At 44.0% G+C, this 11141-nt stretch carries 8 protein-coding genes; 6 read left to right on the plus strand and 2 right to left on the minus strand.

Going from position 1 to position 11141, the window contains the following annotated elements; translation table 11 throughout:
* Positions 1-71: 71 nt before the first annotated feature.
* Complete coding sequence (rpmH, locus tag BLW39_RS05335) at positions 72-206, minus strand: 50S ribosomal protein L34 (RefSeq protein ID WP_047975516.1); 135 nt, start codon at positions 204-206, stop codon at positions 72-74.
* Between the two features lie 505 nt (positions 207-711).
* On the opposite strand from rpmH, the gene dnaA reads away from it, so the two are divergent.
* The 6 genes from dnaA to gyrA all read left to right on the plus strand — a co-directional run bounded on the left by dnaA (position 712) and on the right by gyrA (position 9702).
* Complete coding sequence (gene dnaA, locus BLW39_RS05340; RefSeq protein WP_059378880.1) at positions 712-2094, plus strand: chromosomal replication initiator protein DnaA; 1383 nt, start codon at positions 712-714, stop codon at positions 2092-2094.
* A 179-nt stretch (positions 2095-2273) separates the two neighbouring features.
* Positions 2274-3407 (plus strand): DNA polymerase III subunit beta, encoded by a 1134-nt coding sequence (gene dnaN / locus BLW39_RS05345; protein ID WP_059378878.1) that lies wholly within the window; start codon positions 2274-2276, stop codon positions 3405-3407.
* A gap of 202 nt (positions 3408-3609) precedes the next feature.
* Complete coding sequence (yaaA, locus tag BLW39_RS05350) at positions 3610-3978, plus strand: S4 domain-containing protein YaaA (RefSeq protein ID WP_074717814.1); 369 nt, start codon at positions 3610-3612, stop codon at positions 3976-3978.
* Positions 3969-5087 carry a DNA replication/repair protein RecF gene (gene recF, locus BLW39_RS05355; RefSeq protein WP_059378874.1) on the plus strand — a complete coding sequence of 373 codons (1119 nt, stop codon included), beginning with the start codon at positions 3969-3971 and terminating at the stop codon, positions 5085-5087. Before yaaA ends, recF begins: the two co-directional genes overlap by 10 nt.
* Positions 5088-5176: 89 nt before the next feature.
* Positions 5177-7105 carry a DNA topoisomerase (ATP-hydrolyzing) subunit B gene (gyrB, locus tag BLW39_RS05360; RefSeq protein ID WP_200769398.1) on the plus strand — a complete coding sequence of 643 codons (1929 nt, stop codon included), beginning with the start codon at positions 5177-5179 and terminating at the stop codon, positions 7103-7105.
* Between the two features lie 32 nt (positions 7106-7137).
* Positions 7138-9702 (plus strand): DNA gyrase subunit A, encoded by a 2565-nt coding sequence (gene gyrA / locus BLW39_RS05365; protein WP_059378869.1) that lies wholly within the window; start codon positions 7138-7140, stop codon positions 9700-9702.
* An 84-nt stretch (positions 9703-9786) separates the two neighbouring features.
* On the opposite strand, the gene BLW39_RS05370 is transcribed toward gyrA, so the two are convergent.
* On the minus strand, positions 9787-10542 hold the full coding sequence (locus BLW39_RS05370) for a LytR/AlgR family response regulator transcription factor (protein ID WP_059378864.1): 756 nt from the start codon (positions 10540-10542) through the stop codon (positions 9787-9789).
* Positions 10543-11141: the final 599 nt, after the last annotated feature.

Here is an 11141-nt window from a genome sequence, read left to right on the forward strand (position 1 = left end):
CAACATATGTACGCAGGATTAGCCTGCATTAACCTAAAAAATAAAAAGGCCACTGACAAGCAGCGACCTGTTTAGGCAGATAATACCTTACGGCCCTTAGCACGACGGCGAGCCAAAACCTTACGGCCATTGCTTGTGCTCATACGCTTGCGGAAACCGTGTACGCGTTCGCGATGACGCTTCTTTGGTTGGAATGTACGCTTCATCTGTCATTTCCTCCATTACTAATTTGTCTGCAAAAAAACTTGCAATTCGACAATAATCATACCATGGTCATAGCATTATGGCAAGGCTTTCACCTCTTTTCTATTAAAAGCGCCTTTATATAGAAAAAAGTGAAAAATGTTCTCCCCAATTTTATCACAAATAAAAGCACAGGCATGCGGATAAGAAAGGACAACTTTTGACTCTCAACAGCTTTTGCCCGACTTTTCCCCATATCCCCAGGTTGTGGACTGCTTTCTGGGGAAAACGGTGATAATTCCACAAAAAGTGAGAATATCAACCTTTCCACTGGGGATAACCCTGTTCATATGTGGATAACCCGAAATTTTGTTCCCTTTCTTCTCCACAAGAAGGACATCTTTTATTCCCCAAGCGGGATAACTATTCTTTTACATTTTTTCCTGTGGATAACTTTTTTCTTCCCCCTTTCTTTGCTATAATATTTTCCATAAGACTCATTCACTTTACATCCGTTTGGAGATACATATGTCGAACACACTTGACCCTAATGACCTCTGGAAGCAGGTCAGCCTTCTACTATATAAAACAACCGGCCCCGTCAGCTTTGAAACCATGATTGCCCCACTAAAACCGCAAGGTTTCGAAGATGGTAAGCTCATCCTTTCCGTCCCTGCCGAACATGCCGAAAAAATTATTGGTGCTTGGAACAATAAACAATACGCCCTGGACTTTGTTCAACACGCAAACGAAATCACCGGCGACTTCATTCGCCCCGAACTACGCGTTTTAAGCGAAAGCATGGAGCCCACTGCTCAGCCAGCCGTTACCAACTCCATTCCACCGACCCAAATTCCTTTTTCACAGGATAACGACTTAAATCCTGATTTCACGTTTGAAAAGTTTGTTAAGGGATCAGGAAATGAAAACGCCTTAGCCGTCGCACTTGCCGTGGCCGAAGCGCCCGGAAAAGTTTACAATCCTTTCCTTATCTATGGAGGTGTCGGACTTGGTAAAACCCATTTGATGCAATCAATTGGAAACGAGTACGCCAGCACCCATCCAAATGCGCGCATCAAATACGCGACAGCCGAAGATTTTTTGAACGATTTCACTGACTCACTTCGTGAAGGAAACAAAGCCGATTCCAACGCGACTGCGAAATTCAAAAAAACATACCGCTCATTAGATATGTTATTAATTGATGATATCCAGTTCTGGTCTGGTAAAGAGAAGGTCCAAGAAGAATTCTTTAACACCTTCAACGCCCTCACCAAGTCAGGAAAGCAAATCGTGATGACTTCCGATCGCTACCCAACGGACATTCCTGATTTGCTAACGCGTTTGACGTCCCGCTTTGAAGCCGGAATTACCCAAGACATTCAAAAGCCCGACCTACCGACCCGAGTAGCTATCCTGAGAAACTTGCAGGAAAGAAACGATTTAGACATTCCAAATGAAGTCCTCGAATTAATCGGTGAAAAAATTGATACCAACGTTCGTTCGCTCGAAGGGGCCTTCCATAAGTTTGAAGCTAAAATTCGCTTCATGAACAAACCAGCGACAATTGAAACGGCCCAATCAATTTTGGCCGAACTCAATATCGATCAAGGCAAGAAAGTCACCGTTGAACGGATTCAAGAAACAGTTGCCAATTACTTTATGCAAACGGTCGCTGACATGCAGGGAACAAGACGGCAGGCTGACTTAGTCAATGCTCGCCACATCGCCATCTACTTAACGCGAACAATGACCAACAAGTCATTGCCAGATATTGGCCGGTCATTTGGTGGCCGGGACCACTCTTCAATTTCACACGCTTATAATAAAGTTGCTGAACAGGTCGAAACGGAACCAAAGACCAAAGAATTAATTGAAGACCTCGCCAATGAAATCAAAAATGGTAAATAAGTCTTGGGGATAAGTTTATAATTGTCTTAAAGTTAGCCACAAAGTTATCAACAGGCAAAACCGCTTCACCTTCACCTTGACAACCTAATCCCCATTTCCCACAGCCCTTATTACTATTACTAGTTAAATAATAACTAATTAATTAATATAAGCACCCCGCCTAAAGGAGGCCTCGCGCCATGAAATTTTCGATTAACCGACAAGCCTTTATCAAAGCATTAAATGATGTTGCTCGTGCGATCTCTTCACGAACAACGATTCCGATTCTGACAAACATTAAATTGGAACTTTCAGATGAAGAATTAGTTTTGACTGGCTCGAACGCTGATATCTCGATCAAGATTACTTTGGAAGCCAGCGACACAACAACTCAGTTGGTTGTTGATACTCCTGGTGGCATTACGCTTCCTGCAACTTTCTTTATTAATATCGTGAAGCACTTACCTGCCGAAACGATGACGCTTTCCGTTGAAGGATTGCAAGCCTTGATTACATCAGGATCTGCATCCTTTAAGATTAACGGCCAACCAAGTTCAGCCTATCCAAAGTTACCTGAATTATCAGAAAGTAAGTCTTTAAAGGTCTCAGCCGCACAATTAGTCGAAATTATTGCGCAAACGAAGATTTCTGCTTCAACACAAGAAAGTCGACCAATCTTGACGGGAATTCATTTGACACTGGATGGCAACCAAATTAAGGCCGTTACCACCGATTCTCACCGTCTATCACAACGGATTGTCACTTTAACTGGAACAGAAAACACAGAAAAAACATCCGTAATTATTCCAGCCAAGGCCTTTAACGAATTGCAATCCTTGCTTGAAGGGCAAAACCGGGTTGAAATTAAACTTTCAAGTAACCAAGCAGTCTTTATCTTTGGCAACACAACTTTCTATTCACGCTTGCTTGAAGGAAACTATCCTGAAACTGATCGTTTGATTCCAAATGAAGCAACAACTGAAATTCAAATTGATGCTGCCGCCCTATCGGGTGCCATTGACCGTGCCTCATTGCTCTCACACGAATCACGCAATAACGTGATTTTGCTGACGATTAAAGACGGCCAGGCCCAACTTTCAGGAAACTCACAAGAAGTTGGTCAAGTTAACGAAAATTTGTCAGCCGAAAAAGTTGTTGGTGACGACTTGGAAATTTCTTTCAACCCAGATTATGTACGTGATGCCTTGCGAGTCTTACAAGGTAAGACAGTTGAATTGAAGTTCACCACTAATTTGCGTCCCTTTATTATCATTCCAGAAGGCGAAACCGATAATAAGCAATTGCAGTTGGTAACCCCAGTTCGAACTTTCTAAACTACTTGATAAAAAACAGCCAGTTTAATTTTGGCTGTTTTTTTGTGTTTTAATGCACAAATGGGCGTGAAGGAATCTTCCCGTCATTCAATAAAAAGACACTGGATGAATCAAAAAAAGCTAAAAACGCCTCTGAGGGGGAAATTAGAGTAAGTATGGTATAATAACGGGGTAAGTATTGACCAAGAAAATGGGGAAACCGATGGCTGAACGCGTAGCAATTAAAACTGCCTATATTACCTTGGCCCAGCTGCTTAAAATGGAAAATTTAATTGCATCTGGCGGCCAAGCAAAAGCTTTTTTGGCTGAACAAGAAGTTGAGTTGAATGGTGAGCCTGAAAATCGCCGTGGTAAGAAACTTTACCCCGGTGATCAAGTCGTGATTCATCAGGAGACTTACCAAATTGAAGGTATGAGTGCTGAAGACTTAGCAGAAGAAGCCGAAAAGCAGGCAATTTTAGAGCGCTTTGCTAATCGGCAACAGGCAGCTAAGAAACAGGCTAAAAAACCAAATCAGTCAAAACCAAAGGCAAAATCTAAAAAGCCGACGGGACCTGGCTCTTGGAATTAAGCCAACTTAGCCTGAAAAACTTTCGGAACTACGACCAGGCAGAATTAAACTTTCAAAGTGGGATTAATGTCTTTCTTGGCGAAAACGCCCAAGGAAAAACGAACCTACTTGAAAGCATTTACGCCTTGGCACTAGCGCGCTCTCATCGAACGAAAACCGATAAGGATTTAATTCAATGGGGGCAAAGTGAAGCCAAAATTGCTGGTCGGGTTACCAATCGTTTTGGTAAGACCCCCCTTTCTCTTTCTTGGTCAGCAAAGGGAAAACAAGCCCGGGTGAATCACTTAGATCAATCGCGGCTATCGACTTACATCGGTCAACTAAATGTGATTCTATTTGCACCCGAAGACCTTGATTTAGTTAAGGGAGCACCAACGGTTCGGCGTCGTTTTATCGACATTGAATTTGGTCAAATGAATCGCCTTTACCTGCAGCAAAGTGCTCAATACAAGAAAATTTTAAAAGATCGCAATGCTTATCTGAAGGCTTGGGCCCAAGGAAAGCAACAAGACCAGGTCTTTTTAGATGTCTTAACGGAGCAATTGATTACGGTTGCTAGTCAAATTATCTTGGCGCGCCGGCAATTTTTGCTGAAATTGGAAGAACAAGCGCTGTTAATTCACCAAGAAGTTGCCAACCAACGCGAAGAATTGCGGTTGGCTTACCAAGCTGCTGTGCCAGTTATGGAGGGTGAAACCGCTGAGCAAATTGCAGCCAATTTGCAAGAAGTCTTTCAAAAAAATGCTGACCGAGAAAAAAGACAAGGCACCACACTAGCAGGACCGCATCGCGATGATTTTACGATGTTAGTCAACGGCAAAGATGTCTCCGTTTTTGGCTCACAGGGCCAGCAACGGACGGCCGCTTTAGCATTAAAGCTCGGTGAGATTGAGTTGATGCATCAAGAAACTGGTGAATACCCAGTCTTGTTGCTAGACGATGTCTTAAGTGAACTCGATGCTGGCCGGCAGACTCACCTACTGTTAGCAATACAAGATAAGGTACAAACCTTTATTACCGCCCCTTCCTTAACAGAAGTTGCTCGCCAGCTAATCAAGGAACCAAAAATTTTTCTAGTAAAAGCTGGTCATGTTAAGGTTGAAGAATAGCCTTTTAGGCAAAGAGGAGTATCATGGCAGAACAAGAACACCCAGAAAATCAAACCGTGAATCAAACGGACCCAGAAGCAGCCAGCCAAATGAATACTGATGCTGATGCTTATAATGCGGACCAGATTCAAGTTTTGGAAGGACTGGAAGCGGTTCGTAAGCGTCCAGGGATGTATATTGGAACAACAACCGCCCAAGGTTTGCACCACTTGGTTTGGGAAATTGTCGATAACGGAATCGATGAAGCCTTAGCCGGCTTTGCCAGCCATATCACGGTGACGATTGAAGCAGATAATTCGATTACTGTTACCGATGATGGTCGTGGGATTCCAGTTGATATTCAAACGAAGACTGGTAAGCCAGCCTTGGAAACTGTCTTTACGATTTTGCATGCCGGAGGAAAGTTCGGCGGCGGTGGTTATAAGGTTTCTGGTGGGTTGCACGGGGTTGGTGCTTCTGTCGTTAACGCCCTTTCGACCACTTTGGATGTTCAAGTCGTTCGTGATGGTCAGCTTTACTACATGGACTTTGAAACAGGACATGTGAAGACACCAATGACCAAAAAAGATGGTCCTTTGCCAATTGAACGAGGCACAATCGTTCACTTTAAGCCCGACCCAGATATCTTCCAAGAAACAACGGTTTATAACTACCAAACGCTCTTGACGCGCGTTCGTGAGCTAGCGTTCTTGAACAAGGGGCTGCGGATCTCGATTGAAGATAAGCGTTCTGATGAGCCATTGAAAGAATCCTTCCATTTTGAAGGTGGGATTAAGGAATATGTTTCTTACCTTGACGAAGAAAAGCAGGCGCTCTTTGATGAACCCGTCTATGTCGAAGGGGAAGAAAACGGTATCGTGGTCGAAGTTGCCTTGCAATACACGACCGGTGTCAAAGAAAATCTAAAAACTTTTACAAACAATATCAACACCTATGAAGGTGGAACCCACGAAACTGGGTTCAAGACGGCTTTGACTCGAGTGATTAACGATTATGCTCGGAAGCAAAAGCTGATCAAAGAAGGTGCTGAATCCCTGACCGGAGAAGACGTCCGTGAGGGAATGACCGCAATTGTTTCCATCAAGCACCCAGACCCTCAGTTCGAAGGTCAAACAAAGACCAAGTTGGGGAACTCAGATGCCCGTCAGGCAACTGACCGGATGTTCTCCGAAACCTTTGCCCGCTTCATGTTGGAAAACCCAGCTGTAGCCAAGCAAATTGTTGAAAAGGGTTCCCTCGCCCAACGCGCCCGCCTTTCTGCTAAGCGTGCCCGTGAAATGACACGGAAGCAGTCAGGTTTGGAAATTTCAAACTTGCCAGGAAAGTTAGCTGATAATACGTCAAAGGATCCTGAAATTTCAGAACTCTTTATTGTCGAGGGTGATTCTGCCGGTGGATCTGCTAAGCAGGGCCGCAACCGGTTGACTCAGGCCATCTTGCCAATTCGTGGAAAGATTTTGAACGTTGGTAAAGCAACCCTAGACCGGGTCTTGGCTAACGAAGAAATTCGTTCCCTCTTTACCGCTTTGGGATCCGGATTTGGTGATGACTTTGATGTGTCCAAGGCCAACTATCATAAGATTATTATCATGACGGATGCCGATGTCGATGGTGCCCACATTCGGACCTTGCTGTTGACACTGTTCTACCGCTACATGCGTCCGATGGTGGATGCTGGCTATATTTATATTGCCCAGCCACCTTTGTATGGGGTTTCCCTTGGAAATTCCAAGAACATGACGTATCTCGATTCCGACAAGGAATTGGAAGATTATTTGGCACAATTGCCAAGTACTGCCAAGCCAAAGGTGCAGCGGTACAAGGGTCTTGGAGAAATGGATTACGACCAACTGGCCGATACCACGATGGACCCACGTAACCGTCGTTTGTTGCGCGTTGATCCTGCCGATGCAGAAGAAGCGGATGCCGTGATTGATATGTTGATGGGTGGCGATGTGCCCCCTCGTCGTCAATTTATCGAAGATAACGCGGTCTTTGTACAAGATCTTGATATTTAATCTGTCCGCTGTGCTTGACGAGGAGTAATTAAATGCCTGAAGAAATGGATACTCGGATTCAAAATACACATTTGTCCGAGCAAATGAAAACTTCATTTTTGTCATATGCCATGTCTGTTATCGTGGCACGTGCACTGCCCGATGTCCGGGATGGAATGAAGCCGGTTCACCGTCGAATTTTGTATTCGATGATTGAACAGGGAAATACACCTGATAAGCCCCATAAAAAGTCTGCCCGTATCGTTGGAGATGTAATGGGTAAGTATCACCCTCACGGTGATTCTGCCATTTACGAATCGATGGTCCGGATGGCCCAAGACTTTTCATACCGCTACATGCTGGTTGACGGTCACGGAAACTTTGGTTCTGTCGATGGTGACGGGGCCGCTGCCATGCGGTATACCGAAGCTCGTTTGTCCAAAGTTGCCATGGAAATGGTCCGTGACTTAAATAAGGACACGGTCGATTTTGTTCCTAACTACGATGGCGAAGAACGTGAACCGGAAGTCCTACCTGCCCGTATTCCCAACCTGTTGGTCAACGGGGCCACTGGAATTGCCGTTGGAATGACAACGAATATCCCAACGCACAATTTGGGTGAAGTGATTTCGGCTTTGCACATTTTGATGAACAACCCAGAGGCGACGACTGCTGACTTGATGGAAGCCCTTCCTGGACCTGATTTCCCAACTGGTGGAATCGTGATGGGTAAGGCTGGGATTCGAAAGGCCTATGAAACCGGTCGCGGAACGATTACCATTCGTGCCAAGGTTGATATTGAAACGACTAAGTCGGGCCGTGAGCAAATTATTGTGACGGAACTCCCCTATGCCGTTAACAAGGCGCGCTTAATTGAACGAATTTCAGAATTAGTTCGTGATAAGAAAATCGATGGCATCACGGGTATCCGTGATGAAACTGACCGTGAAGGACTGCGGATTTCAATCGATGTCCGTCGAGACGCCTCCGCTTCCGTTATCTTGAATAATTTGTACAAGCAAACGCTTTTGCAAACTGGCTTTTCATTTAACATGTTGGCCATTGACCACGGTGCACCAAAGACGCTCAGCTTAAAAGAAATTTTAGTGGCTTATTTGGAACACCAGCGCTCTGTTGTTCGTCGTCGGACAAGCTTTGATTTGAAAAAGGCGGAAGCCCGTGCCCACATTTTGGAGGGGTTGCGGATTGCGCTGGATCATATCGATGCTATTATTAATATCATCCGCTCATCAAAAACATCGGATGAGGCGAAGACACGCTTGATCGAAGGCTATGACTTGTCAGATAAGCAGTCGCAGGCCATTTTGGATATGCGTTTGGTCCGCTTGACCGGTTTGGAACGGGACAAGTTAGAAGACGAATACCAAAAGTTAGTGGCGTTGATTGCTGATTTGAAGGACATTTTGGCCCATCAAGAACGAATTGATCAATTAATTTATGATGAATTGCTTGATATTCAAAGCCGCTTTGGCGATGACCGCCGCACGGAACTGCAAGTCGGTGATGTAACCAGCATCGAAGATGAAGACCTGATTGAGGAAGAAGACGTCATCGTTTCATTGACTCATAATGGCTACATCAAACGGGTGCCAGCGAGCGAATTCAAGGCCCAAAATCGTGGGGGTCGTGGTGTTCAAGGAATGAACTTGAACGATGAAGACTTCGTTGATCAGCTGGTCAACCTGTCAACGCACGACTCGCTCTTCTTCTTTACCAATAAAGGGAAGGTTTATCGGATGAAGGGTTACGAAATTCCAGAATACGGTCGTCAGGCCAAGGGAATTCCGGTCGTCAACCTTTTGAACTTTGATGAAGACGAAGCCATTCAGACGCTGCTTTCGGTTAACGGAAATCCTGCCGAAAGTGAAGACAACCTCTTCTTTGTCACTCGTAAGGGAGTCGTGAAGCGGACGAAGGTCCAAGACTTTGCCAATATTCGAACTTCTGGTTTGAAGGCATTAACCTTGCGCGAAGATGATGAAATTTTGAAAGTTCTTCAAACCGATGGTTTGCAAAACGTGATTATTGCGACGATGAATGGTTATTCTGTCACATTTGCTGAAGAAGCCGTTCGTTTGATGGGACGTGGCGCCGCCGGTGTTCGCGGAATCAATTTGCGCGAAGGCGACGAAGTAATCGGGGCTGATATCTTGACGCCAGACTCAAAGGTGCTTGTGATTAGCCAAAGAGGTTACGGTAAGCAGACGTTAGCAGAAGAATACCCTGTCAAGGGTCGTGGTGGTAAGGGAATTAAGACCGCAACCATCACGGAAAAGAACGGTCCGTTGACGGGAATGGTCACGGTTGATGGCGATGAAGATATTATGGTGACGACTGACCAAGGAGTCATGATTCGCTTTAGTGTCGATACAGTTAGCCAAACTAGTCGTGCAACCCAGGGGGTTCGTTTGATTCGTTTGGAAGATGATGCCAAAGTGGCTACGTTAACAAAGCTGGAACCAGTTGAAATGGATGAAAACGATTCAGAAACTGCTATGGCGCAAAGCCAGCAAGTAGCTGAAAAACAGCCAGCCAGCCAACAGGTTCAAGACTTGGTTGAACGTGCTGAAGCCGATCAAAACGATACAGAAGAATAATTATTCTTTAGAAACAACCTACTCTACTGAGTGGGTTGTTTTTTATTGCATAAAAAAAGCTTTTGACAGCTAAAATAATGGCGATCAAAAGCGCAGTTGTTGCATAAAATTATTCTTTTTCTGTGGCGGTTGGTAGTACCAACGAGACTTTTCCCTGATATTGGGCGCGAAACTCCGTGAAACAGGTAAAGAGTTTCCCGTTGTCAGCGTGACAATCCCCTTCTTTGAATCATATTTCTTTAAGTAATCGATATTGATGCAAAACGCTGCATGAATTTGGCAAAGGTTTTCATGCAAAGTCGCAACGTTTTTCATCGAGGTTCGAATCTTCGTAATCCGATTACTTTCATGTAAAAGTAAGTGATGCGTTCCCTTTTCACTGGAAATATAAATAATCTTAGCTAAATCAACTAAGATGTTTTTACTACCGTCCGGTAAGTGGATGTTAATTGGGCGAAGATAAGAAATCCGATGTAAATTGTATTGGGCCTTTTTTACGGCACGATGCAAACGGTTCTGAAAGGACAAATCGAGGTTTCCTTTAATGATAAAGTCTAACACGCCAATTTGGTATTCAAAGCAAGCATTCGCCATGCTACTATCATTAGAAAGTAAAATCAGTTGCGAGTTGGGATTTTGTTTGCGTAAGATTTCGGCAGTTTGAAAGCCAGCGTGTTTGTGTCCGGCAATTGCCACATCGAGAATTACGATGCTGCCAGTAAGGCTGGCGTTCAGAGTTAATAGTAAGTCACGTGGCGATTCATAAATGGCAGGTTCATTCAGAATCTTGCGAAAGAGTCGTTGCTCTTTCTTATCAGTAGTCAAGACATAGCAGTTCATGCGGTTGGCTCCCTTCAAGTGATCGAAAGCACTCAAGATATTAAACAAAGATGTGGTAAATTCTTATACTTAATTATACGAAAACGGCAATTTATTCACCACAATTATTTATAAAAAATAAGATTTTTAAGCATATTTGAACAAATGTTAAATACAAATAGGCTTTTTGTTTAATATTTCAACTATCAGGATGATTGGCTTGTGGGCACGGTTAATCTTTTAGATAAAAAAGAACAAGATTGCTGAAAAAAACAGTTGACTCAAACGGCGCAAGCCAGTATACTAGTTATTGTTCGTTACGAAGCGAAGGTGCTTCTAACGAGGAGCTGGGGTCTGGCAACAGGAACCGGACAACAAAAAGTTTTCCAAAAAGTCATTGACAAGCGTTGATGATTCAGGTAAACTAAATGAGTTGCCCTAACAAGGCATCGCACATTGAAAACTGAACAAAACTTTGAACAAACAAATCTGTAACGGTGGCTACTTGGTAAGTAGTCACAAACAAATTTGCGAAGTCAATTCGTAACAAACAATAAACGGATAGGCGTTATCGAGAGATAATAACTAGTCAGTTTAATCGAAGAGCAATCTTCAAACTT

Origin of the sequence: Fructobacillus pseudoficulneus, from assembly GCF_900108455.1 — a bacterium.
Classification (GTDB): Bacteria; Bacillota; Bacilli; order Lactobacillales; family Lactobacillaceae; genus Fructobacillus; species Fructobacillus pseudoficulneus.